22 protein-coding genes are annotated in these 25,507 nt (G+C 42.1%); 14 read left to right on the top strand and 8 right to left on the bottom strand.

Translation table 11 applies throughout. The features are described from left to right. Positions 1 to 122: 122 nt before the first annotated feature. A complete protein-coding gene (locus tag F6K64_RS21020) occupies positions 123 to 1,100 on the bottom strand; it encodes a glycoside hydrolase family protein (RefSeq protein ID WP_008185641.1) in 978 nt (325 codons plus the stop codon). 931 nt (positions 1,101 to 2,031) lie between these two features. Between F6K64_RS21020 and F6K64_RS21015 the strand changes: the two genes are divergently transcribed. From F6K64_RS21015 to F6K64_RS21005, 3 genes are all read left to right on the top strand, one after another. Further along, the gene (locus F6K64_RS21015) at positions 2,032 to 2,259 is read left to right on the top strand and encodes a hypothetical protein (protein WP_008185642.1); all 228 of its coding nucleotides are present in this window, start codon (positions 2,032 to 2,034) and stop codon (positions 2,257 to 2,259) included. Between the two features lie 295 nt (positions 2,260 to 2,554). Next, a complete protein-coding gene (locus F6K64_RS21010; protein ID WP_008185643.1) occupies positions 2,555 to 3,724 on the top strand; it encodes a glycoside hydrolase family protein in 1,170 nt (389 codons plus the stop codon). Positions 3,725 to 3,778: 54 nt separating this feature from the next. After that, on the top strand, positions 3,779 to 3,958 hold the full coding sequence (locus F6K64_RS21005) for a hypothetical protein (protein WP_131827144.1): 180 nt from the start codon (positions 3,779 to 3,781) through the stop codon (positions 3,956 to 3,958). A 36-nt stretch (positions 3,959 to 3,994) separates the two neighbouring features. On the opposite strand, the gene F6K64_RS21000 is transcribed toward F6K64_RS21005, so the two are convergent. Both F6K64_RS21000 and F6K64_RS20995 read right to left on the bottom strand, forming a co-directional pair. Continuing rightward, positions 3,995 to 5,335 (bottom strand): serpin family protein, encoded by a 1,341-nt coding sequence (locus F6K64_RS21000; protein WP_008185646.1) that lies wholly within the window; start codon positions 5,333 to 5,335, stop codon positions 3,995 to 3,997. An 868-nt stretch (positions 5,336 to 6,203) separates the two neighbouring features. Then, a complete protein-coding gene (locus F6K64_RS20995; protein WP_008185649.1) occupies positions 6,204 to 6,803 on the bottom strand; it encodes a rhomboid family intramembrane serine protease in 600 nt (199 codons plus the stop codon). Between the two features lie 251 nt (positions 6,804 to 7,054). On the opposite strand from F6K64_RS20995, the gene F6K64_RS20990 reads away from it, so the two are divergent. Beyond that, positions 7,055 to 7,672 carry a class I SAM-dependent methyltransferase gene (locus F6K64_RS20990; RefSeq protein ID WP_044493575.1) on the top strand — a complete coding sequence of 206 codons (618 nt, stop codon included), beginning with the start codon at positions 7,055 to 7,057 and terminating at the stop codon, positions 7,670 to 7,672. Between the two features lie 214 nt (positions 7,673 to 7,886). Here F6K64_RS20990 and F6K64_RS20985 read toward each other — a convergent pair whose 3' ends face one another. The 4 genes from F6K64_RS20985 to F6K64_RS20970 all read right to left on the bottom strand — a co-directional run bounded on the left by F6K64_RS20985 (position 7,887) and on the right by F6K64_RS20970 (position 10,773). Further along, positions 7,887 to 8,750 carry an SWIM zinc finger family protein gene (locus tag F6K64_RS20985; protein WP_008185658.1) on the bottom strand — a complete coding sequence of 288 codons (864 nt, stop codon included), beginning with the start codon at positions 8,748 to 8,750 and terminating at the stop codon, positions 7,887 to 7,889. Positions 8,751 to 8,990: 240 nt separating this feature from the next. After that, positions 8,991 to 9,434 (bottom strand): LysM peptidoglycan-binding domain-containing protein, encoded by a 444-nt coding sequence (locus F6K64_RS20980; protein WP_267872052.1) that lies wholly within the window; start codon positions 9,432 to 9,434, stop codon positions 8,991 to 8,993. 39 nt (positions 9,435 to 9,473) lie between these two features. After that, on the bottom strand, positions 9,474 to 9,947 hold the full coding sequence (locus F6K64_RS20975) for an RNA-guided endonuclease InsQ/TnpB family protein (RefSeq protein ID WP_229414553.1): 474 nt from the start codon (positions 9,945 to 9,947) through the stop codon (positions 9,474 to 9,476). Beyond that, a complete protein-coding gene (locus F6K64_RS20970) occupies positions 9,913 to 10,773 on the bottom strand; it encodes an RNA-guided endonuclease InsQ/TnpB family protein (RefSeq protein ID WP_044493640.1) in 861 nt (286 codons plus the stop codon). The genes F6K64_RS20975 and F6K64_RS20970 overlap by 35 nt, the downstream gene beginning before the upstream one ends. A gap of 719 nt (positions 10,774 to 11,492) precedes the next feature. Between F6K64_RS20970 and F6K64_RS20965 the strand changes: the two genes are divergently transcribed. From F6K64_RS20965 to F6K64_RS20955, 3 genes are all read left to right on the top strand, one after another. Beyond that, a complete protein-coding gene (locus tag F6K64_RS20965) occupies positions 11,493 to 13,679 on the top strand; it encodes an NHLP family bacteriocin export ABC transporter peptidase/permease/ATPase subunit (RefSeq protein ID WP_287266244.1) in 2,187 nt (728 codons plus the stop codon). A 1,146-nt stretch (positions 13,680 to 14,825) separates the two neighbouring features. After that, the gene (locus F6K64_RS20960) at positions 14,826 to 14,990 is read left to right on the top strand and encodes a hypothetical protein (protein ID WP_287266242.1); all 165 of its coding nucleotides are present in this window, start codon (positions 14,826 to 14,828) and stop codon (positions 14,988 to 14,990) included. Positions 14,991 to 15,440: 450 nt separating this feature from the next. Next, positions 15,441 to 17,570 (top strand): NHLP bacteriocin export ABC transporter permease/ATPase subunit, encoded by a 2,130-nt coding sequence (locus F6K64_RS20955; RefSeq protein ID WP_287266239.1) that lies wholly within the window; start codon positions 15,441 to 15,443, stop codon positions 17,568 to 17,570. Between the two features lie 28 nt (positions 17,571 to 17,598). On the opposite strand, the gene F6K64_RS20950 is transcribed toward F6K64_RS20955, so the two are convergent. Then, positions 17,599 to 17,952 (bottom strand): DUF433 domain-containing protein, encoded by a 354-nt coding sequence (locus F6K64_RS20950; protein ID WP_287266237.1) that lies wholly within the window; start codon positions 17,950 to 17,952, stop codon positions 17,599 to 17,601. 243 nt (positions 17,953 to 18,195) lie between these two features. Between F6K64_RS20950 and F6K64_RS20945 the strand changes: the two genes are divergently transcribed. The 7 genes from F6K64_RS20945 (at position 18,196) to F6K64_RS20915 (ending at position 25,279) form a co-directional block, all read left to right on the top strand. Further along, positions 18,196 to 18,390 (top strand): hypothetical protein, encoded by a 195-nt coding sequence (locus F6K64_RS20945; protein WP_131827145.1) that lies wholly within the window; start codon positions 18,196 to 18,198, stop codon positions 18,388 to 18,390. Positions 18,391 to 19,072: 682 nt separating this feature from the next. Further along, positions 19,073 to 20,512 carry an NHLP bacteriocin system secretion protein gene (locus F6K64_RS20940; protein ID WP_287266235.1) on the top strand — a complete coding sequence of 480 codons (1,440 nt, stop codon included), beginning with the start codon at positions 19,073 to 19,075 and terminating at the stop codon, positions 20,510 to 20,512. 147 nt (positions 20,513 to 20,659) lie between these two features. After that, positions 20,660 to 20,869 carry a hypothetical protein gene (locus F6K64_RS20935; protein ID WP_287266234.1) on the top strand — a complete coding sequence of 70 codons (210 nt, stop codon included), beginning with the start codon at positions 20,660 to 20,662 and terminating at the stop codon, positions 20,867 to 20,869. Positions 20,870 to 21,593: 724 nt separating this feature from the next. Continuing rightward, positions 21,594 to 22,919: an ATP-binding protein gene (locus tag F6K64_RS20930; protein ID WP_287266232.1), complete on the top strand. Its 1,326-nt coding sequence runs from the start codon at positions 21,594 to 21,596 to the stop codon at positions 22,917 to 22,919. Beyond that, a complete protein-coding gene (locus tag F6K64_RS20925; RefSeq protein ID WP_287266229.1) occupies positions 22,916 to 24,646 on the top strand; it encodes a tetratricopeptide repeat protein in 1,731 nt (576 codons plus the stop codon). The genes F6K64_RS20930 and F6K64_RS20925 overlap by 4 nt, the downstream gene beginning before the upstream one ends. A 56-nt stretch (positions 24,647 to 24,702) precedes the next feature. Then, complete coding sequence (locus F6K64_RS20920) at positions 24,703 to 25,023, top strand: HigA family addiction module antitoxin (RefSeq protein ID WP_287266228.1); 321 nt, start codon at positions 24,703 to 24,705, stop codon at positions 25,021 to 25,023. Beyond that, positions 25,013 to 25,279, top strand: a complete 267-nt coding sequence (locus tag F6K64_RS20915) for a hypothetical protein (protein WP_287266225.1) — start codon at positions 25,013 to 25,015, stop codon at positions 25,277 to 25,279. Before F6K64_RS20920 ends, F6K64_RS20915 begins: the two co-directional genes overlap by 11 nt. The last annotated feature ends 228 nt before the right edge of the window (positions 25,280 to 25,507 follow it).

Here is a 25,507-nt window from a genome sequence, read left to right as displayed (position 1 = left end):
CTATGGAAGTGAGAACCGACAGAGGAGAGGGAATAAATTTAGTATGTACCTCATCAAACTGAGAACCGCTATAATTCCTCTTCCTCGTTTCCGATTGCCTATTACTGAATTCCCGAAGACATCTAATCAAGCATTGCTGGTTCAAGCACGATCAAATTGCCCTGGTCATCAACTGTGATCGGCACAGGTTCGCTGATATCCCCGAGAAAGCTCTCGTCTAGAGCGAAATTACGCCATGACATAAAGTACCAGATCTGATCAGGACCTTGTACCAGTTTCCCGGAATAGAGCCGCTTCACTGAATCAACCCAGAGTGCCATTGGCGCAGAAAATGGTCCTAAAGGATGATCAGCAACCATGTAAAAGGTCCCCGTGAGGTTACTATCAACAAATTCTCCTGGGGGGATTGAGAAGAGCAGATAGTAGCGCCCCTGGATAAGAACCACTTGCGGACATTCCATAGTCCCGAACGTCATAGGCTCAGTTAATGGTGGCAATACTTGCCAATCAATCAGGTTTTGTGAAGTGGCATGAGCAATCACGCCCCGACTTTCGGCAGGACCATAGTTAACGCGACCAGTAATTAAGGCATGAAATTCCCCTGTTTCTGGATCCTGAAACACCCAAGGATCGCGCCAGGCTTCATCGAACCAAAGGTTTTTCTCAGGGTGCTGGAGATCATACTTCTCGTAGTAGCGACTATCAGCCTCGATCACCGGGTTTTTCGGATGTTTTTCCCAGTGGATTAAATCTTTGGAGGTCGCAAGGCTGATGCGTTGGATTTTTCCTTGCTCTTTGCGCTCAGTGCTGGTGTATAGGAGATACCACAGACCATCATGACGAATTACGGAGCCAGTCCAATTAGTGTACTCATCCACGTCACCATAAGCTTCAGGCTTCATAGCATCTGGTAGAATCTGCCAGTGCCGTAAATCCTGAGAAACAGCGTGACCAAATGAAACATGCCAATGTCGGTCTTCTGGATCCGGTAAATCCTTAGAAGCTTGCAAGTAAAATAAGTGATAGTCGGAAATATCTTGAGCTAGCCAGAAGTCCCAGATCCATTTATCTGGGATTTGTAAACTGTGATTAGGAAGCATGAGTTACCTGCTTTTGTGTAAGAGTATTCGTTAGTGAATAACTGTGACTAACTCCCTAGAACAGTTAGCCTCTTTACTAAGGCGTCAACTAGAGAGTAGAAAGTAATAATTCGGTAGTAGGGTAAGGTAAGGAATTTTACTTACCGCTTAATTAGAGCCTATCTAACTAATTGTTGTGTAATTTATAGAAGCAACGCCTAATGATTAAACACTAGTCTATGTATCCAAGCCAATTTTTTTTCCTGAATACATTAAACTAGTGATGAATTACGTACTGAGAGGATTTAAAACTATATCTATACTTTGGACGGGCATAAAGTTTGAGTTTGATTTAGCTATCAGCAAATACGCTCACTGTTGACCGCTCAAAGCATAGTAAAGCATAGTGTCTTAATTGATAAATTACCCTCTAATCAGATAATCAGAGAGTTACTACGTAATTCCTAATATTGATTCAGAATAGGTTAAGGCTATACCATTTAAGCGAGGTCTGTACTCGCTTTTTTACCTATCACTACCAAACTTATTCCAAGATAACAAATAGTGTTGGGGAAATGTCATTGGTAAAATTGCTTATTAATTGGCATCACAATCAAATCTTTAACTTGTGAAGACATAGACAAAGATTTAACTAAGGTGAGATTACTAGGATGTAAGCATTTAGCTATCAGCTATCAGCTATCAGCTCTCAGCTCTCAGCTTTTTAATAAAACGGGTAAGCATTGCTTTAATTTCTGTTACGTTAGCTGACCGCTGACCACTGACCACTGACCACTGACCGCTGAATGCTTACACTAGGACTTACGCAGTTGAAAGGAAAACCCGAAGCCAAACTCGAAGCCAAACCCTAATTTAGGAGCCCAAGGCTTGCGCCCTCTAGATAGGATCTCGGCGTTGCTTAATAATGGAATGATTTTAAGAGTTTTCTGGAATGGGCATGTTTGTGGAATGGGCATCTTGCGTGGAACTGGCATCAAGCCAGTTTCATGCTTATTTTCGAGCGGGCAGGATGCCCACATATTTTCGAGCGGGCAGGATGCCCACTCTACTCCTATTCATTCCTAAATTCAGCAACGCCAGGATCTCAGCCTATATAGCACTACGCATTCAGATTTTTGACATTCCTAAACTCCGAAACCTAGTCCTAGCTTACTTTTGACTTCTGACGCAAGCACCTTGCTGACTTGCGCGTAGCGCTATACTTCGATGCTAAACTTGCATGAGCAACCCTACCGATTAGGCCATCAAACGTGTAACCTTAATGTATTACTAAGTAATACATATCATCAAGGAGAATTGGCGATCGCCAATTCTTGGTCAAATATAAGTATTTATACTTATATTGTCCTCCATATCCCTGGAATTTGATGGATCCTCTTGTCAAACAAATAATACATTGATTAAATAAAATAATATTCCCTTAACAAAACTAAAAATATCTTAAGCAGAAGCTGATGATACAACAACTCGATCAGGGCAGGAGCGACGCTGCGACCTTAGAGCAACTGTTCAACCATGATATCAGCATCCAGACAACGCCTCATCAACCTGCTCCAAGTCAAGCAGCTCTCTCAAAATATCTCCTGCTTTACCTTCAAGGAGGAAAGGATTTAGAGGGAGTGCCTTGGCAGAGAGGGGAAATGGGTGGGGCTATTCTTGATGAAGATTTGTCTGTAATTAAAGACTTAGATGCTGTCTTTCAGCCAGACCGGGACGACTACTGGCGAAGCTCTCGCCTTCTAGCAGGAAGCTTACGGTTGGTAAACGAAAATTCCCTGTATTTCTTTTACGGTGGATCTCCAGACCGTCCTAATTTGCTTCATGAGTATATTGGCTTCTGTAAGGGAATAATTAGGGATAATCACGAGATTGATTGGCAAGCTCCCCAACTGATCGAATTTCTTGATTGGGAGAAATACTACGATTACTCCGACCATCCATTGATGCCAGACCAACGTCACCGCCAGTTGCGCGATCCTTTCCCGATATTTCACGAAGGCAAGTATTGGATGTTTTTATCTGCTGCTGCCAAAACAAATTCCCAACCCAAGAAAGGCTGTATTGGTCTAGCAGTAGCAGATCAACTCGAAGGACCCTATACACTCTTGCCACCAGCCCTGTTTCCTCATTTCATGACCGATGAAGGTGAGCAAGGTCTTTTTTACGAGTGTGAGCGAAGCCAAGTTTACTATAAAGGAGGAATGTGGCACATGTTCTTCTCTGTGATGAAGCAACATGTGAATCCCCGTTGGCTTGAGCAACTTGGTGACGACGCTGCCTCCATTACTCACTCCAGTCTGTACCATTTTGTCTCGCCACAAATCAACGGTCCCTATCAGCCAGCAGGGGTGGTACCGGTTGTGAAAGGATCTTCCGAGTCTAACTTGTATGCGATCAACTTTGAGCGCAATAACCAAGAAGACTTCATTGCCTATGGGTTAAATTTAGAAATGCAGGAACTCGATGTTTCTGGTCAGTGGAAAGTGTTGTGGGACAACGATTATCCAGAAATTAAGAAAGTAAGTCCTTCTGGTCAGCAGAGTGTTGCTGATCCCTCGTCACTATTATATGGACGTGAGGGATACTGTATTTGGGATGCAATTCTATTCAAGCTACCTGCCTAAGGTTAACGAGGTTACCAGGTTAAAGGTTATCTTCTGAACCTTTAACGTAAGCATATGCGCTACGCGCACGCTACGGGAACAGCAGTCAGCGGTCAGCGGTCAGCGGTCAGCTTATTTTATTCAAAAGCACCGATTGCGCTACGCTGTTCGCTGATAGCTGAATGCTTACCCTTTAACCAAACAACCTTTAACCAAACAACCTTTAACTTTCAACCTTTAACTTTCAACCTTTAACCAAACAACATTCAAACTAAACCAATAGCTAATAGCTTACGGTTCCACAATCGAACCCATGAACAAAATTGCGCCAGTTTTATTGTCCCGAACACTACAGAAAAAAGGACGATTAACCACTATATTAAATGGTTGATCTATGCTAATCGAAGTCGAAACAATACCGATAGAAGTAGCAGCGGCTGCTTCAGTGCCTTCTTCATTCACTTCTACAAAGGTTTTGTGCTTGACTTGACTAATGGCTGCTGATTCAGAGGTCAGATTAGAAAAATCAGCGTTATCGGTAAACGCCACATCCATCCCCAAAGCTTTTAAGGAATCGTTGAGTTTAATATCGTATTCAAATTTAAAGCGGGGTAGCCGAATTGACCCATCTCGCGACTTAAACTCTTTCATCCATTGTAGCCAGTTTTCCGCTGTGAGTTGTTGTTTAAATTCTGCCAAGCTGCTACCTTCACGGGGTAAGAAAACATACAAACTCAGCCGTTCTTTACCGTAGGGAATACTTACAGCTTGAAAGGCATCATTTTCATAGTACTTATACTTCCCATACTGATACATCATCGGGTGTTGCTTTTGGGTTAAACCGGAGATATAAAAAGGTTGATTAGAGGTTTTATTCTTATCGAATTCTCTTGTCCAGCTACCTTTGAAATAGATGGCATTGATTAAGAAAAGTAAGTCATCCCCTTGAGTGCGATCGACAATCGTTTTGATTTTGCCGTTTGTGTTGTTTTTGACCCAACGGTTAATTTTTGTGGCAGCCTTGGCACTACTAAAATCAAGTTCTGTGACCTCTGCGTCGTAGAATTCCTGGTTGTTTTTAAGAAATTTGGGCTTGATGTCAATGCCTTGGTTAGCCCACAGGGAGTTGGCAATAGACAGCTCGACATCAGGGTCAGCATTTTCCAAGCTAGCTTTTAAAGCGTTATTCCCCTGGTTGAGTTGATCTAGACTCAATCCCTCTAATTCTAAGACTTTTGCCATAGCCTCTTGAGTCTCACCGCTGGCACCGTTGTAAGCCATGTCTAGGGCAATGGCGATGCTGGTAGGAGAGACAAAAACATTCTTGTTAGTGTCCTGCTTGAGAATTTCTGAGAATAGCTTGAAGCCAAATTTCGTATTAGCGTCTACAAGATTGGTATCTACGTCTAGATTTGGTTGCTGGTTAGCTGAAATTGATTCTTTCGTTGGTTCGGAGTTAGGCAGAGGGTCAAGGGCATTGGTTTTTTCCGACACACACCCCAATATACCTGTAAGCAGGATGCTGACTGCCATAACAGTGGCTATACGACTAAGGATTTGATGGTTCATCTGATCGTCTCCGTTGCTAATACCCTGTTCTAATATGACCATTACAGGAGAATTCGGTTCCATTAGTTACGGTTTTTGCTACGGGTAAGTGGGTAATCCGTAATGGGGAATAACGATATAATCGTGGTGTTTAACAGTAAAAATAACAGTATAAATAACCTGATTTCCAGATAACCAACGTTATCCAGCAGTCATGATTTCATAAGTTGTGAAGGTTTTAAGGGCTCCACACTTCTGGACTTTTCGGTATTTTTTTTGTCCCTCACATACCTCTAGTCTTTCAACTTGGCTTTTCTGTTATCCATAACCAGAAAGCGCTCCACAAAAGGCTAGTTGTATCATAGGTAATTATAGTCAAATTTAGGCAACTATTACCATAACTTACGGATCTTTCAGATTTTTTGCCCTTGACAGCCACAATTTTTATGCTATGATGGAATAATTGGAATAAAAAGTATACTCCTGTTTCTGCTGAGCAACAACCTCAATCACACACAAAACCATACATTAAGCAAACCAGATCAGCAACATCGCATATCTATTATGAAGTTGACTAATAACACACCCTGCCTCCACTAGTATCAGGCTAGTGGAGTTTTTTGGTTGAGATCACCTGATGCTCAGATTGACTAGATCGACCAAAACAAGCAAGTTTATAAAACTTTATATGAAATCACACCAAAAATTGACGTTAAGTAAACACCAAATCATACATGATTGGCCAATAATATTAATTGAGAACACAAAGAGAAAAGCACACCCCGCTAGTCTGGCCGCTAGCGGGGATTTTTTTTACCGGAACTACGGCCAGGAGCCAGACCACTTGACCAGTAAGGCTCAAAACTGGGTAAATTCATCAGGTTGTAAGCATTCAGCTAATGGGCTACGCGCATATGCTTACATCAGGTCTAACCTTTAGCCCCATGTTTGCTTAGAGAAACAGATTCCGAAACGTGTCCAAATAGCTGGCTGCAAGCATACCTGCCAGGAAGCCAAATAAATGTCCTTGCCAGGAGATCCCTGTTTCACCAGGAAATAAACCTCTGAGTGTAAAACCATAGAGACCACCGATAGCGCTAGAACCTATGACTAACAGGGGCTTACCTTCTAAATACCCCTGTGCGATCAGAAAAGCTACATACCCAAAAACTACACCGCTCGCGCCATAAGAGACAGTGTTAGGTGAACCAAGTAGCCATTCAGCCAAACCACCAATCAAGACTATCGCCAAGGTCACGACCCAGAAATCATCGGTTCCTCGTAACAATACCCAACAGCCAAGGAGCGCAAACGGAATAGTGTTTCCGATCAAGTGTTTCCAGTCTTTGTGCAAGAAGGGTGAAAACAAAATACCAACTAGCCCAAGCCAGGTGCGGGGTTGGATACCAAACTTTTCGTTCAGTGCTCCCCCGCATAAGACTAAATTGACAAAACTTACAATCCAGGCGTAAAGAACCAAATCACCCACCGCCTGGAAGTTGTCACCCCAAGCATTTCGGAATTGATTAATCCAATCAAATATACTTGTCATACTTCACCCGGTAGCCTGCACGCTCATATTTATCTTTAATACTATAATTTATATAGCGTTTCTCATAGTAATCAGGTACGTAGGTGCGCTCTTACTTGGCGAATTAAATTCGCCACGGGTCGCACCTCAGGATTTTTTACCTATTCCCTATTCCCTAAAACCCAGTACTTTGTAACTCAACTAATTAAGACTTGCTATATATATAATTGATCATGAGTACCAATTCAAGGTTATCCCAAGGTAATTGGATCATGAGTTTATATTCAGAGTTAATTTTTCCCCGATTTCTGGACTGGGTTATGTCTGACCCGGTCTTAACCAAGTATCGTCAAGAGGTTTTATCTCAGGTGTCTGGGGAAGTATTTGAAATTGGCTTTGGCACAGGATTAAATTTAAAGTATTACCCCAAGCACCTGCAAAAACTTACAACTATTGATGTTAATCCTGGGATGGATTCCGTAGCAAAAAAACGTATTAATCAATCGGAAATTACTGTTGATTTTCGGGTGCTGAATGGGGAAAGTTTACCGATGGCTGACCATAGCTTCGATAGTGTAGTGAGCACCTGGACCTTGTGCAGTATTAGTAAGGTAAATCAGGCTATAGAGGAAATTTATCGGGTGCTCAAACCAGGGGGAAAGTTCTTTTTTATTGAGCATGGCATGAGTGATGAGTCTAAGGTTCAGGTTTGGCAAAATCGCTTGACCCCTGTACAAAAGATTATTGCGGATGGCTGTCATCTCAATCGTAATATCAAACAGCTGGTTGAAAACCATTTCCAGATTCTGAAGTTAGAAGAGTTTTATGAACCAAAATTTCCTAAGATTATGGGCTATATGTATAAGGGTGTGGCTCAGAAGTCTTGTTAGCATTAAGCGGTCAGCGGTCAGCGGTCAGTGGTCAGCCCTCAGCTGAGGTAACTCAGATTAAACCAATGCTTATCTGTTTTATTCAAAACCTGAACGCTAAAACCTGATAGCTGATAGCTGATACGCGACACGCTGATAGCTGATACGCGACACGCTGATAGCTGATAGCTAAAATAGGCACATTAGTTCCAACAGGGAATTAATTATTAGCCTATTAGCTATCTCGATTTAATGCTGAGATTACGGCCTGCTGGCTGACTATCTGATAAATTCCCTTTAAATACTGCATGACACGAGGGTCAGCTCCTCCTAGAGGAATTGTTCCTAAGACATCAAGGACGGTTCCACTATCTGTTGGTGGTGCAATTACCACGAGGGAAGAATCGAGGGGCTGATCGTATTGCCAAAATTGCTGAATATTGACTGAGGTTTCAGGATCGTCGATTGCGGATTCCCCCTCTTCCCTGTTTTGATCAGGGTTTTGATCAGCAGACGTGAGATTTGGAATTGACGATGGCTGCTCTGTGGCCGAAGTTTCTGGTGCTTGACCACTCCGTAATTTACGCAAGGCATCAAGGATTTGTTCTTTGGTGCTTCCCCGCAACTGGAACAAAACAAAGGGGTCTTCGCTGAAGCGATCGCCTAATTCATAGTATACTGCTGCGATATGCTTACAAGGATTTTTGGGATCGGGGCAATTGCATCTGGAACGAACGTCGGAGAGGGTGAAGGGAAATAAACTTAAACCATTGGAAGTAAATACTTCTTCGATATTATGGGGCATTTCTCCTGCTAATAACTGAGCTGAGTAAATTGCTTTACTTGCCAGGGTTTGCACCACATAATTCCAGTCTTCCTCAGTAAAGGGTTCGATGGAAATGGTCAATTCATAGGGCTCCGGAGCAGTTCCTTGAACTTTGGCCACTACTTGTGGTCCTAGAAAGTCAATACTGAGAATGTTGCCTTCTTTGGCATAAATACGTCCCCGTTCCAAACGCTTTTTGAAGCGATAGGAATTGAGTAATTCATTCCAACGTTCTACCCACCATTCTTGGGTTTCGATTTCGTAGTTTGTCATTATTGTAAAGGGAATAGGGAGTAGGGAGTAGGGAGTAGGGAGTAGGGAGTAGGCAACAAATACTTATATTATCACTATAGCTGTTTATAGTCTAATGAGGTACACAATATTGTTTCCCGATTCCCGATTCCCGATTCCCGATTCCCGATTCCCGATTCCCGATTCCCTGCTCCCTAAAACCTAAAACCTAAAACCTAAAACCTAAAAAAATGTACCTCACTAAATTGAAAACCTCTATAACTAAAACTTTGAGACTGGAACTCGTAACACTAATCCTGGATAGATCTGATGAGCATGCTTAATTTGGTGTCGGTTGGCTTCTAATATCCGACGAGACAATCTGCCGTCACCATAAACTTGTTGGGCGATGCTGAAGAGGGTGTCTCCGGGGATGACAGTGTATTGATAGAAACCAAAGTACCGAAGCAGCAAGGCGTTGCCGAAAACAATTGGCACGATTACTTTATTGGTTTCACTGCCGTTTGCTGGTGAGATACTGAAAATTTCAAGGGTACCTTGGGGGGTTGCTGGGACTATTTTCAATGGCAATCCTACCGAGAAGTTAGCGAGGATGCCATTACCGCCAACAGTGAGAAAATTCCGGAATAACTCGGTATCATTATTGTCCCGGACACCGACGTGAATGATGCCTTCAAACCCAGTAGCAATGCCGCAGACACGAATGGGATTTTGACACTCCCCGTCCTAGAAGAACGGGGATTCTTACTTCAACGAGCTGACTTGCTCAACCAGACCGGAATCAGGAAGAGTAGAGGCCAATTCTCCATAAGCGTTCGGATCTATGATCCAGGTTCCTGTGTGCCCCACAGTACCCAAGGCTCTTTTTAGAATATTGATCGCAGCATTATGGTCTCGGTCTAATTCACAACCACACTCACAGACGTGGGTTCTGGTTGATAAAGACTTCTTAACGACCTCGCCACAGTCTGAACAATTTTGGCTGGTATAGGCAGGATTGACTGCTACTGTCTGCCTATTAAACTTTTGGCCAAAATGCTCTAACCATTTTCTAAATTGATACCAACCCGCGTCATTAATAGATTTGGCAAGACAATGATTTTTCACCAGATTTTTAATCCTCAAGTCTTCGTAAGCAACCACATCGTTAGAGTGGATTACGCAACGTGCCGGAGACGAAACCTTAGAAGAGTGCAGCCTTACAACAAAACCTGCCACCTTTGATGCATAGCCTACCAACTATAAAGGCTGCACTCTTCTTGCGGTAACTTCTAACCAGTCTCTTGGCATGTTCTTCACGCTGCCTACTTATTTTGAGGTGTGTCTTACCTAATCTATTTCTGGCTTTTTTACGATTGGATGAGCCTTTCTTTTTGCGAGAAACTCTACGCTGATAAAACTTTAAGCGCTTTTCTCCTTTTCGATAAAACCTAGGGTTTGGCTCTGTGTCTCCTTTTGAGTCTGTATAGAACTCTTTTAGTCCTACATCCAAACCAATGTTGGTATGACTTGGTTCTAAAGACTCTTTGACATCAACCTTTACACAGAACTGAACAGAATAACCATCTGCGCGGCGAACTAACCTAACTCGCTTGATTAGTTTTTGGTCGTAGCGCCACAAGTCCCAAGTCCCCTTGAGTTTGAATTTGCCTATTCCTTTTTTGTCAATAAAGGAGATTGACTTTGTATCAGGGGAAAGCTTCCAGCCAGATGTTTTATATTCAACTGATCTGCAAAACTTTTTGAACTTTGGATAGCCTTTCTTCCCAGGGACTTGTTTTTTACAGTTGCTATAGAACCTAGAAATTGAATTATAAGCCCGTTCCACAGAAGCCTGACATGCATGAGAGTTCAAATCTTTGACAAAAGGAAACTCAGATCTGAGCCACGTATTATGGCGATAAAGGTCTTTTTGTCCTACGCCTTTATTGTCCATCCAATATCGAAGACACTTATTGCGTACAAATTGACCCGTCCTTATCGCATCGTCGATGGCGGCATATTGAGTTTTATTCCCTTTGACTTTGAACTCTAAGACGATCATTTGACGTGGAACAACTTTACGTAAACTGTAGCTCAAAAAAATAAAACTGTCAAGAAAGCCGTCCGTTGTTCGCGCAGCGTGGCCTACGGCCAAGTTACCGTAAGATAGTGGAGCCTTTATGGTCGGCAGGCTATGCGGATGCATGGTTAAAACTTATTGAATAAGGCTCCACAATAAACAGGTTTCTATCCAGCGAAGGACGGGGCTTGAAACCCAAATTTTTTCGTCAACAATGTCGTGGGGTAGGGGCTGACGAACGGAAATGCTAGGTAGACTGTTTCTTGGCTCAGGGGTACTTGTGTAAACCTGTGAGGTTTGGTGGCTAATTTTGCTATTAGTGTTAATTGTCTGAATCATGACTAGCTCCTGTTGGTTAGTTTATCCGGCGAGAAGCCTCATGATTTTAGCGAGGCTTGTTTTGCATTATGGACAATGACATCAAGCTTCAACAGTACCCAATCAGGGTACTTTTTTGTTTGTGAGTAAGCCGTCAGCGGTCAGCGGTCAGCGGTCAGCCGTGAGCTAAAAGCTCACGCTACTTGAGGTGCTTATTTGATTCAAAAGCACCTCAAGTAGTGTGGCCACAGGCCAAGGCTGATAGCTGATAGCTGATAGCTGATAGCTGAATACTTAACTTATTAGGTACATTAAATTTTATTACCCCTACTCCCTATTCCCTACTCCCTACTCCCTGCTCCCTTAAAATAAAAATGCTATAAATGCGTGTTAGAACTCCTACTATTTTACAAATGGAAGCAGTCGAATGCGGAGCCGCTTCCTTAGCTATTATTCTTGCTTACTATAATCGCATTGTCCCGTTAGCTGAACTCCGGATTGAGTGTGGGGTTTCCCGTGATGGCAGCAAAGCTTCTAATGTGATTCTTGCTGCTAGAGGTTACGGAATGGTTGCAGATGGCTTTAAAGCAGAAGACCTAGAACAACTTCAAGAAGTATCTCCCCCCTACATTGTCTTTTGGCAGTTCAATCACTTCCTGGTCGTGGAAGGATTCAGCAAACATTGGGTATTCCTCAATGACCCCGCTACGGGTCCCCGCAGGGTGTCTTGGGAAGAATTTGATGAGGGGTTTACTGGGATTATCCTAGTAATGGAACCGGGACCGGAGTTTAACAAGGGGGGTCGTAAACCTAGTGTTATCTTAGGGTTGATTGACCGTTTACAAGGTTCAGTTGGGGCAATTTTATACTGTATTTTGGCAGGATTTCTGTTAGTGCTGCCAGGATTAGCTATCCCAGTGTTCAGTCAGGTGTTTGTGGATGAGATTCTGGTAGAAAATCGCACGGAATGGCTGCGTCCCCTAATTTTGGGGATGATTATTACCACGGTGTTTCAAGGGATTCTGACCCTGCTGCGACTGCGCTATTTACGAAAGCTGAGGATTAAGCTGGCTGTCGGGATGTCCACTCGTTTCCTATGGCATATTCTGAGATTACCTGTGAGATTTTATGCTCAAAGATATGCCGGGGAAATTAGCAATCGTGCCAGTCTGAATAATAAAGTAGGTCAGGTGCTATCTGGACAATTGGCAACTACGGTGATTGATACGGTGATGATATTGTTCTACGCTGTGGTGATGTTGGCCTATGATGGAGTACTGACCTTAATTGGTATCTGTTTTTCCGCCATCAATGGCTTGGCCTTGCAGTGGGTAGCCAGACAGCGGGTGGATGCTAATATGCGCTTAGTCCAAGATTGGGGAAAAGCTGCGGGGGTAAGTATTGCAGCCCTCCAGAGTATGGAAACCTTGAAAGCATCAGCCTTGGAGTCGGATTTCTTTTCCCGCTGGTCTGGTTATTATGCCAAAGCTGCGATCGCTCAGCAAGAGTTGGAAGTCACAAACCAGATGTTGGGGGTTTTGCCCATATTACTTACCTCCTTAACCTCGATGTTGATCTTAGTGGTTGGGGGTTGGCGGGTGATGGATGGAAACCTCAGTATTGGGATGTTGGTGGCGTTTCAAAGTTTGATGATCAGTTTTCAACAACCTGTTAATACCTTGGTAGATTTCGGGAGTACCCTCCAGGAATTAGAAGGGGATTTGAATCGTTTAGATGATGTGTTGGGTAATTCCCTTGATTCGGAAGTGGAGACAAGACAAGTCAAAATTCAAAATTCAAAATTCAAAATTCAAAATGACGTAGACAGTGACATTACTGATTCCCGATTGCAAGGTTATGTGGAGTTACGGGATGTTACTTTTGGTTACTCCCATGTAGACCCGCCCTTGATTGAGAACTTCAATCTATCCTTGCAACCAGGAGAAAGGGTGGCTTTAGTGGGTGCCAGTGGCTCGGGGAAATCTACCCTGGCTAAACTGATCTGTGGACTTTATCAACCTTGGGAAGGGGAGATTCTCTTGGATGGGACTCCTAGAAGGGAAATTCCGCGAGAGGTCTTGGCCAGTTCTTTATCTCTGGTGGAACAGGATATCTTTCTGTTTGGCGGGACGGTGCGGGATAATTTGACCTTATGGAATGCTACAGTAACCGATCAGCAATTAGTCCAAGCTTGTCAAGATGCGGTTATCCATGAAGCAGTCATGGCAATTCCGGGGGGATATGACGGGGAATTGCTGGAAGGGGGTGTGAATTTAAGTGGGGGACAGCGACAACGGTTGGAAATTGCCCGGGCATTGGTGAAAAATCCAGCAATTTTGGTGATGGATGAAGCAACGTCTGCTTTAGATGCCCAGACAGAACAAATGATTGTGTCAAATTTGCGATCGCGTCAGTGTAGTTGTATTTTGGTAGCCCACCGCCTGAGTACGATTCGGGATTGTGATCAGATTATTGTGCTGGAAGGGGGTAAGGTAGTGCAGCGGGGAACTCATGAGGAATTGTGGGAGGAAGGGGGAGTGTATGAGCAGTTGATTCGTTCAGAAGGTTGATTGCTTAGGTTACCAATTATTTTTGTTTAACTTAACAGTATGACCTTGATTTTGTTGGTAGTAGTAAATAAGTAGTGATTTTAGCTCCTGTTACCTTGAGCAGACTGTAGCTAAACCACTACATCGTTACCACAGGTGCGACCTGTGGTGAATTTAATTCTTAATCCGGAAAGCGCACCTATACCCTTTTATTTTTTCAGCGTGTTGGACTCAAAGCATTATCCTGTTTTACCAAAAACGATAGGTGTAACTCGTGTTACTCCAGCCCCCCCAACTTAGTCCACCAACTAAGCTATCCAATTCCTGTTCTGAGAGTTTAGAGGGTTGAGGTTTGGAGGGAGTAATTGGCTGAATTGCGGGTTCCTGAGATTGAAAATTGTTTCTTTTTAACTTCATAGTCTGAGCTTGGTTTCGTTTTTTTAATCTGTTGAACTAACGTTCATTAGTTATGTATCATTATCTAATCTTTTAGTCAATATATTTATTTAAAATATTTGGTTATTCAGCACATTTTATCCTAATTTTTTAGCCAGGAATATTGTGCGATAAACTATATATCAATTCTAAGACTTGTGAGGTATAAATATCTAGGTTTTAGGGAGCAGGGAGCAGGGAGCAGGAAGCAGGGAGCAAGGAGCAGGGAGCAGGTAAATCAGAAGAGGCAAGAGCCAATAGTCAAGCAATTCTGTGTACCTCATGAGTCCTAGAAACGCTATAAGGTAAGTAGTCGGACATAAATAAAGATAGCTGTGTTAATTTTAATTAAGATACACAATTGTTGCCCTTGAGAGCGTTGGCGTAGCCTGCGCGTAGCGCAATCGCAGGATTTTATAAAAGTTAATATAGTGCGGTTTACTTTTGTCCGACTACTTATTTGGCAACAGATACAAACCAAAACCCAAAAAACAAACCCCCAAAAAGTGCCACTGGGGCAGCAAGCTACTTGCTTTCCTATGACGAATTAAATTACGGGGTCGCACCTCTGGGTGATGCTTCATGATCTGATCTAGATAGTGAATCCAATCTGTACCATTGTGGCAGTTTCAAAACTGCCCTACTGATCAGTGTAGGAAGTTACTCATAGCTATACACTGATTAGTGTAGGAAGTATGTCAAAGCTGACTTACTAAATCAAAGGTGATTTAAATGGCTAGAATCAAAATAGAAGAACTGACCGAGAAATCAACCAAAGACTCATCAGGAAGGGGTAACACCTTATTGGCCTTGACTGACGACGAGTTAACCAAGGTGTGCGGCGGTTTTATAGCTGGCGGCAATAAACGTCTTGATTCGTTAAATGCAATTGTGTAGTAGTGGTAAAGATGTAGTGGTTTGCTACGGTCTGATCAAGGTAACGGGAGCTAAAATCACTACTTGTGTACCACTACCCACTACATGTTTATCACTACCGACTATGCAGTTCATGTAGGGTGGGCAGTGCACCAGACAGATAATGAAGCTTGCAAACCGCGTTGGTAGGCACTGCCCACCCTACGATTAATCACTCATACCTCGTCAATAATTATCGAAGTTATGACGACTTAAACGGATCAAATCCTGGGCTAGCGGACGCTTTCCTGAAGCCCTCAATTATTACTTCGGGATAATCTTTTTCTTTTACGCAGAGAAAAGATTTTTTGTAAAAAATATTTACATAAGGATTTCGATAATCTGAGGAATAGCATCAGTAATGGCTGATCCTAAGAGTTCATTAACCTCAATTTTGATAAAATTCAGTAGGCTATCATATTTCCCTGTCCCATGACAGAAAAAGCCCTGAGGGAACTCGCCTCAATCCTCAATCCCACCGCCGACATCCCCGAAGGAGAAACCCCGCTGTTAATTGCTGTAGGTGCTATCGGCAAAGCTTTAGGGATAACCATTCGTCCTGCTGCTAAATCAGAAAATGCCAATACCCTAGACGCGATCGCACGGGCTTCCGGTTTCCGCACCCGTCGAGTCACCCTCACTGGTAACTGGTGGAAAACAGATGGTGGTCCCCTGCTGGCTTTTACAAAAGAAGAAAATCAACCCGTCGCTATCCTACCGGTCAAAGCCACCAAGTATGAAATACTTGACCCAGTGGAGTTGACCCGCACCCCCCTCAACCGTCACACTGCCACAACAATTGCTCCGATTGCCTATACCTTTTATCGCCCTTTACCCGATAAACAGATTACAGTCTGGGATATTCTCCAATTTACTATCAGAGGTCGTGCCCCAGACTTGCTGAAAATCCTGGGAGTGGGAGTGGTTGCAACCTTGTTCGGGATGTTGACACCACAAATTACCGGTATTCTAATCGACTATGCTATTCCCGACGCTAAACGCCAATTATTAATCCAAATGGGTTTGGGATTGTTAGCCGCTAGCTTTGGGGTGATGATATTCCAATTGGCTCAAAGTTTTGTAATCCTGAGATGGCAAACCAAAGTCAGTTATGATACTCAAGCCGCCCTTTGGGATAGATTGCTGAAACTCAAACCTGCATTTTTCCGCGACTATTCCACAGGGGATTTACACAATCGGGTTTCCGCTGTTAATCAGATTCGTGACCGACTGAGCGGTAGCATTTTGCGAACCCTATTTACCAGTTTATTTTCGTTGCTAAATCTAGGACTATTGATAGTCTACAGTTTTAATCTAGCATTAGTTGCGATCGCTATTGCTTTAGTAGCAGTAATTCTTACTACTATATCCGGTATGATTACCAGGCGGAAAATGCGTCCCCTCCAGCAGCTTTCGGGAGAAATCTTTGGACTAACAGTGCAGTTAATTGGTGGCATCTCGAAATTACGAGTTGCTGCTGCTGAATCAGAGGCGTTTGCTTGCTGGGCGAAACAATACACTCAGCAGGTAAAACTGATATTAAGTACCCAGTTAGTGGAAGACTTACTAACCGCTTTTAATGTATTGTTACCAGCAGTAAGTTCCATGGTGCTGTTTGGATTTACTGTTGCTTTAATGGCACAGTCGGTAGGGGAAACAGGATTATCTACTGGTACATTTCTGGCATTTAATACTGCCTTCGGTACCTTTATCACCAGCGCCACCCGATTAAGCAACACTCTGATTGATAGTTTAGATATCACTATTTTATGGGAACGCGCCCAACCAATTTTACAGACAAAGCCAGAAGTTGATGCTGATAAGTACCATCCCGGCAGGCTTTCTGGTCAACTTAAATTAGACCAGATTTGCTTTCGTTACCGCCAGGATAGTCCGTTAGTTTTAGATAAAATTACCCTAGACGCGAAAGCCGGAGAATTTATTGCTATTGTCGGTCCCTCGGGAAGTGGTAAATCCACTATCATGCGGTTGCTGTTGGGATTTGAAACCCCAGAAGCCGGAGCAATCTTTTATGATGGCAAAGATTTATCGGGATTAGATATTGCAGCGGTCAGGCGACAGTTAGGGGTAGTGCTACAAAATGGGCGGATTATGAGTGGTTCAATTTGGGAAAACATTGCTGGGGGGGCAATTGTTACCCAAGATAAAGCTCTGGAAGCGTTGCAGATGGCGGGATTAGCTGAGGATATTCAAGCCATGCCCATGGGGATACATACTATTATTTCCGAAGGGGGTGGTAATCTTTCTGGAGGACAGCGACAACGGTTATTTATTGCTCGCGCTTTGGTACACAAACCCCAGATTTTGTTGTTTGATGAAGCGACATCTGCGTTGGATAATCGCACTCAAGCAATTGTTACTAACAGTTTAGAACAATTGGGGGTAACTCGTGTAGTAATTGCCCATCGTTTGAGTACTATTCGTCATGCTGATAGGATTTATGTGTTGCATGGTGGGAAGATAGTACAACAGGGAAGTTTTGAGGAATTGGCAGCAGTTGAGGGGTTGTTTGCTGATTTGATGGCGCGACAAATGGTATGAAAGTTTTATAAAAACAGGATTGACATTTTCATCCAATAGATATTTGAGAGTCATCAGCTTTTTTGATTACTTTTCGTTCTGCTCTCAACTTCCGCAATCGCAGCGCAGAGGTGGAGGGGTTAAGTTGCTGTGCTTTCAGTTGCTGGTGACTCCACTCTAGCCAGTCAGCAACATATTGGCTGACCATTTCTTTATTGTGTAGATAATAAAGAATAGTAGCGTAGACTTGTTCTAGATTTAGGGATGGATAGGTTTCCGCAATTTCTTCGGGAGTGCGGGCACGATGGATATAATCATAGAGAATAGTTTCTATTCCTATTCTTGTGCCTTTGAGCCGAATATCGTCCACACTTAGGAAGTCAAAATAGTCTTCTAGTTGCATTAATTTTCTTAGCTTATTAGCTCGTTATAATTAATAATTTTATCATCTCTTGATGATGTTGGGGTACAGAATTGCTAAAACCAAAAAGCAAAACCCCCAGCAAGAGCTACATAGGAAGTAAGCTCAATGCTGGGGTGAAAACAGCAACCGTATTGCCCGTGCCAGGTAATCAAAGGCTGATCGGCGTTGGGATGGTTGTAAATCAATTTATCGAGGCGAACCCAACGCCCTGGGATGGGTCAAATGGTTTTTTACCAATGCCTTAGGTCTGTGGTATTTTCAGGTATTCCCACCCCTCACATACCCATTCCCGCTCCCGCTATCGTCTCCAATTCACACAAAGAGAGTTTGGAGAGTTTCGAGGGTTTTGTGGTGGAGTTTGAGTTGACCGACTCAGAGTTGGGTCGAGAGTTTTGTGGTGGAGTTTGGTGGGTTTGATTGTTCTTCATTTTTTTTGCCGTTTAGTGGTAGTTTTAATGATGATCTGATCGATCCGTTGTAGGTGATCCAGGTTAGGTAAAGTAGGTTTGGACTGACTAAGTTGGGGCACCAGTTGCGCCCCCGCCCCAGGAGCGTAATTGCGTCATGCTCTTTATAACCAACTACTTTGATGCAGTTATTTACTAACCCATTGGAGATCAAACATAATACTATAATCAAAGAAATATAGCACTATTGTCAAGCAACTTTACAAAGTTTATTATATTTTACATAGGGTTAGCTAATCAATCGGATTTTGTTTGGAAGAAATTGTAATTGACAAAACGTGGGATATCTCAAGGAAGTCTGCTATCAACTATTAGCTATCAGCTATCAGTTATCAGCTATCAGTTATCAGCTATCAGCTATCAGCTATCAGCTAAGTAGGTGGGTTTAATTATCCGTAAAATAGCGATGGAGATTCAAAATGGTGAAAACCCCTTGAATACAACTTCCAGCTTCATTTTCGGATTCTGAGTTTTAACGTTTATTTATGCCCACCTACTTATCAGCTATCAGCCAAAAGCCTATGGCTACCCTACTTGAGGTGCTTTTGAATAAAATAAGCTGACGGCTGACGGCTGACGGCTCCCTGCTCCCTGCTCCCTGCTCCCTGCTCCCTGCTCCCTGCTCCCCGATAATGACTCAGCAAAAACCCCCTATCTTCCGTCAACAAGCCCTAGACCGATTATCTGACCCAGAACAGTTAGATCGGTTAATGCCAGTGGTTAGTCCCGTGGATTGGCTACCATTGGGGGGATTAGCGATATTCGGCCTGATCGGGGTACTTTGGAGCATAGTTGGGACTATTCCGATCACAGTCACTGGTAAGGGAGTGCTGATTAATCCCCGTCGGGTGGTACAGTTGCAATCTCCGATATCGGGACAGTTGGAATCTTTAACGATTCGCACAGGTCAATGTGTAAAAAAAGACGATATCCTGGGAATCATTGACCCGTCTGATCTAAAACAGCAGTTGCAACAACAACGGGATAAACTGGCTCAATTAAAGCAACAAATCGCAAAAATTACGTTACTGCGACAACAACGCACCCAGCTAGAAACAGCAGCAATTACTGGTGAACGAACGAGCTTACAACAACGGTTACGAGATACTGAAACCTTGACTCCCCGCCTCCAAGATCAAGGATTAACTAGCATCTTGAGCCAGCGTCGCAGCCTCCAACAACGGCTCAAAGATGCCCAAGAATTAACCCCAATACTACAACAGCGACTGGCCAAGCAACGGGACTTACAAAAACAAGGAGCAATTTCCTCTGAACGGATTTTACAAGCAGAACAAGACTATCGAGAAACCCGTCAAACTATCTCCGAGATTCAAGCCCAATTGCAACAGTTACAGGTACAGGAAACGGAACTACAACAGAACTATTTAGAAAATATCAATAGTATTACTCAAATTAAAGCGGAATTAGAAAAACTAGACACCCGTAGTAAACAACTAGAACAGGATAATCTGGAAGCTACCAATACTGATAATAATCAAATTCAGGACATACAGCAAGCCATCGCCCGATTGCAAAAGGAAGTTGCAGACAACAGTATTATTAAAAGTCCCCATACCGGATGCATTCTAGAAATAACGGCTACTGTGGGGCAATATCTCAACCCCGGAAATTCCCTGGGAAGCCTACAAACACCAGGTAAACCTAGGGATATGATCAGCGTGACTTATTTTGCTGTGGAGGATGGCAAAAAAATTCAACCGGGAATGGGGATTTTAATTACACCGGATACAGTAAAACGGACAAGATATGGGGGAATTGTCGGGAAAGTTACCGAAGTTTCTCCCTTTTCGGTGACCTCAGCAGGGGCGAATTCTGTGATCGGAAATCCAGAAGTGGTACAAAAATTAATGGGTGAGGAAGGAGGTAAAATCGAAGCGATCGCTAAATTACAACTTGACTCAAAAACTCCCAGTGGTTATAAATGGTCATCTTCCCTCGGACCCCCGTTGGAAATTTCTCCAGGAACCACAACAACGGTCAGGGTAACAGTGGAAGAGCGTAAGCCCATTACTTGGGTTTTACCTATTTTGAGAGAGTGGAGTGGGATATAGAAATTATCAATTGGGTTAGGTAAAAATCTTTAGGTTTTAGGGAACAGGGAACAGGGAACAGGGAATAGATAAAAAATCCTGTGTACCTGATTAGGCTAGAAACCGCTATATAATAAAACAAGTATAAATTTCCACAAAGTGATCGCTATGCCTACCTTAGATCTAACAGTTGAGCAAGTAATCATGTTAGTACAGCAATTACCTTTAGAGGGAAAGAAAGCTGTATTTAAGGTACTCCATAAGGAATTAATGAATCAAGAAAATCCTTGGCTCAAATTAGCGGGAAAATATCAAGATGATCCACAATTTGATGAAATGTTAGCTTACATTGAAGCTGAATGCTTACCTTTTAACTAAAAACAATATGTCCTAAGCTAGACTTACATTGCTATGATAATTTATTCATAATTTAATCCATCAATCCCTACCAATAGTATTTGTAAATAAATGTAAATAATTTAAATTACCCCTTGCCTTTTTGCCAGGAGTTATATATACTATATATATTGAGACTGAGACTAATAACCGCGCTGGTTAAAACCATTCACCAACGCCAGCGCGGTTTTCCTCCCACCTAAATAGGAGTTACTTCCATGATGGCAAAAATATCACAATTATCAATACAGCGGTTTGCAATTCACTCTTATCTGCTCTGTGCTCCCGTCTTGATGCAGTCGCTCATGGGGGAAACCCCCAAGACCGCGCTGCATCGCTGCTCCCTGCTCCCTAAAAACCCTATACTTTTGACTTGCGCGTAGGGCTATAAGGCTCAAGTAAGTAGGGTGGGCAAAAACCGGTTGATTGTTTTAATAATTCTAGATAATATCACTTTGCCCACCCTACGCACTGTTCCCTGTTCCCTATTCCCTGTTTCCTAAAATACCGAAAATGTATACCTCATAGCTATGATAACTGCTATATATTATTTTATAATAGGATCATTGACCAGGCAGCCATAGGGCAATTGCCATTTAATTTTTTCCATCTTCCCTACTCCCTACTCCCTACTCCCTACTCCCTGCTCCCTGCTCCCTGCTCCCTAAAAACCTAAATTATAACCCCTTTATCAACATCCACCCCCATGAGCTTAATAAAAAAAATCTACAATAAATTTCAACCATTTTATCCCTTACCAGCCAACGATCCCGCTTATGTAAACTGTAGTGAAGTCAGGGGAGATGACAATATTTTCCGGGAAATTGGTAAAACGATCATCTTTTCAGACCAAGCGACTTGTCAACTTTATACTGGACATCGGGGTGTGGGGAAATCAACGGAGTTATTGCGTCTGGAAGATTATTTGCAGAAGAATGGCTGCTTTGTGGTTTATTTTCCAGCAACGGAAGGAGATATTGATGAAATCGATGCTCAATATACAGATATACTTTTAGCTTGTACTCGTAATATTTTAGAGAAACTTAAAGATTATGCTGCTCCTAATCCGTTATTAAATTGGTTAGAGTCTCGGTGGACTGAATTAAAGGATTTGGCATTATCGGAGGTGGAATTTGAAAAATTAACGGTTGAAGCTCAAATTCAGATTTTTAGCAAATTGACTACAACCTTAAGACGCAATCCTAGTAGCCGTGAAACCATTAGAAAACAGGTTGATAATTATAGTGTCTCGTTGATTGCAGCGTTAAATGAATTTATTAAAGATGCTCAACATAAATTACCTGAGGAAAAATCCAACATAGTTGTAATCGCAGATAACTTAGATAGAATCATCCCCCTGGAAAAAGGGAATGACAGAACAAGTCACGAGGAAATATTTCTTGATTATAGCAGTCAGTTAACAGCCTTGAATTGTCACGTAGTTTATACAGTGCCAATTTCCTTAGCCTATTCCAGTCAAGCTACTGAGTTAAGAAATATTTATGATACTCCTCAAGTGTTACCAATGATTATGGTAAAAAACCGTGACAACAAACCCTATTCACAAGGATTAGATAAATTAAAAGAAGTTATTGAAAAAAGAGTTCACTTAGTTGACCCTAGGATTGATATTGATACACAAATCTTTGATAGTCAAGACAGTCGCATTGAGCTTTGTGCTATGACTGGTGGTCATGTGCGAGAGTTGATGCTATTAATGCAGTCAGTAATGCGTTATATTGATGATTTTCCGATTACTACAAAAATAGTGAGGCGGGCGGTTAGTGATGCCAGAGATAGCACCTATCGTAATGCGGTTAGTGCTGAAGAATGGCACAAATTAGCTGAAGTTTCTGTTTCCAAGACTATCCCTAATGATGAAGACTATCGTAGTTTGCTATTCCGTCGTTGTGTCTTGGAATATCGAGAGTTTGATGGAGAGGGTAATCCTGTGCGTTGGTATGATGTTCACCCTGTAATTGAAGGAACACCTGAGTTTAAATCTGCTCTTCGTGATTTAACTAATCAATGAATAAAATGCTTACATCCAATTCAACAACATTTAAATCAGATGAACAAGAATCGTATCTGAGGTTAAAACGCGATTTATCTTGGCGTGAAGGCTTTGGTATTTTATTTGTGCGGTGTACTCCTGTGCAAGAAAATTTGATATTTGAAGAAATTAAACAAGATATTAATGATAAAACCGTTGATGTTTTAAAGCTAGACCATGCTATTTATAATTTATATGATTTGATTGAGCAAAAGGTTAACGACAATCCCATTGATATTTTAGTGATTAGTGGCCTTGAAAAATCGTTAGCGTTAGACGATTATATTAAACGTACCCTTGAAAACCCTAAAAAAGCGTATCAAAGAGAGGCTTTAGCCAGCTTATTAGGTCATCTCAATTGGCAACGGGAAAGATTTAGAGATAATTTTAATTGCTGCTTAGTGTTTACCGTTAGAAAATATACTTTAAGATATTTAGTCCGTCGTTCTCCTGATTTTTTTGATTGGCGTTCTGGAGTAATAGAGTTTCCTGTAGATAGAGATATTGATTTACTTAAATATTATACTCCCCTTCAAGCTGATATTGACCAGGAAAAACCACAGCAAGTATCTCAAGATATAGTTCATAGTAGTGACGAGTATTATGACTTGTTGAAAAAGCTACTATTACTAGAGTATGAAAATGATGGTGATTTACAAGCTATTCATGATGTAGTTGACTCTAATGCGGATAAATTAGATAACTCGTTTGCCAAAATTTTAGAACAGTGGCTCCTTAAGACTTGTGCTGATCTAAATCCTGAAGAAAAAGAAGCGATTGCCGATATAGTAGAAAGTCTTTGTCTTGATATTGCTCAATATAATTCAGGAAAAAGTGCCAATAATTTAGAAATAGCCATTACTGGATTAGAAACTGTTTTACAATTACGTCCCCGGGAAAATCTATCCCAAGAATGGGCGAAAACTCTAAATTATATTGGTGCTGTTTATAGTTATCGTATTGTTGGCGACAAAGCACAGAATATAGAAGAGGCGATCGCTTGTTACCAACAGGCTCTTAGAGTTTATACCTTTGAGGCTTTTCCCGAAAAATGGGCAATCACACAATATAATCTCGGTATTGCTTACGGTAACCGAATCAAAGGTGAGAAAGCACAGAATATAGAAGAAGTGATCGTTTGTTACCAAGAAGCTCTTAGAGTCAGAACCTTTGAGGCTTTTCCTGAAGATTGGGCAATGACACAATATAATCTCGGAAATGCTTACTATTACAGAATCAAAGGTGAGAAAGCACAGAATATAGAAGAAGCGATCGCTTGTTACCAAGAAGCTCTTAGAGTTTATACCTTTGAGGCTTTTCCTGAAGATTGGGCAATCACACAAACTAATCTCGGTGTTGCTTACTGTAAGCGAATCAAAGGTGAGAAAGCACAGAATATAGAAGATGCGATCGCTTGTTTCCAACAGGCTCTTACCGTTTATACCTTTGAGGCTTTTCCCCAAAATTGGGCAACTATAAAAACTAATATGGGTGTTGCTTACGCTAAGCGAAGCAAAGGTAATAAAGCACGGAATATTAAACTGGCAATCGCTTGTATTAAAGAAACTATGAAAGTTTATACCTTTGACAATTTTCCTGAATATTGTGTCAGGCTAAACCGATTAAAATTTAGATTAAAGTTTACATATATAATCTCAAGACTACTATCCAACCTTAAGAAGCTTTTAGGGTTAAAAAAAACTTGATTATTTTAAGAATTATAGATAATAACAATTTGGCCACTCTAGGCAACTAAACACTAATGACTACAAAACTTCCCCCTATTACTCCCGGTGACATTCTTCTAGAAGAATTTATCAAACCATTCGGCATCAGCGAGAATCAACTGGCTCAGGATATCCATGTACCTGTAACACAGATCAATGCCATCATAAACGGCAAAAAAACCATTACTACCGATACAGCCCTGAGGCTAGCCAGATATTTCGGTACTACTCCCCAATTTTGGCTGAACCTCCAACAACATTATGAACTTGAACTAGCCGAAGCAACCCTGGGTGATCAGATTTTAAAAACGATCAAACCCCTCGCTTCTATTGCGGCAAATGAATATGAAGCATAAGCTATCAGCTGTCAGCTATCAGCTTACGGGCATCTTGCTGGAAGGGACATCAGGTGTGGAAGGGGCATCAGGTGTGGAAGCGATGCAGCGCGGTCTTGGGGGTTTCCCCCATGAGCGACTGCATCAAGACACTGGCATCTTGCCAGTTTCATGCTTATTTTCGGGCGGGCAGGATGCCCACTCTACTCTTATTCATTCCTTAATTCAGCCCATCTTACCCAACTGCTGGTGGGCAAAAACCCTTTGGTTCTTGTAATAATTCTAGATCATAGAATTTTGCCCACCCTACACACTGGTGGGCTGCTCTTGTTCCCCCCAAAGTTGGGGGGCTAGGGGGGCAAAATTCAGTATCAAAAAACTTTTCAAATATCCTCTCAGTATAACTCTTAAAAAGTCCCCCTTATTAAGGGGGATTTAGGGGGATCATAATCAGGAATTAACAAAGGTGAATTGCTCCCTTTCTGCGGGTGCATCTCTATTTTGC

The organism is Moorena sp. SIO3A2 (genome assembly GCF_010672265.1).
Lineage (GTDB): Bacteria > Cyanobacteriota > Cyanobacteriia > Cyanobacteriales > Coleofasciculaceae > Moorena > Moorena producens.
Note: the sequence above shows the minus strand (reverse complement) of the source record. Positions and strands in the feature narration are given on the sequence as shown.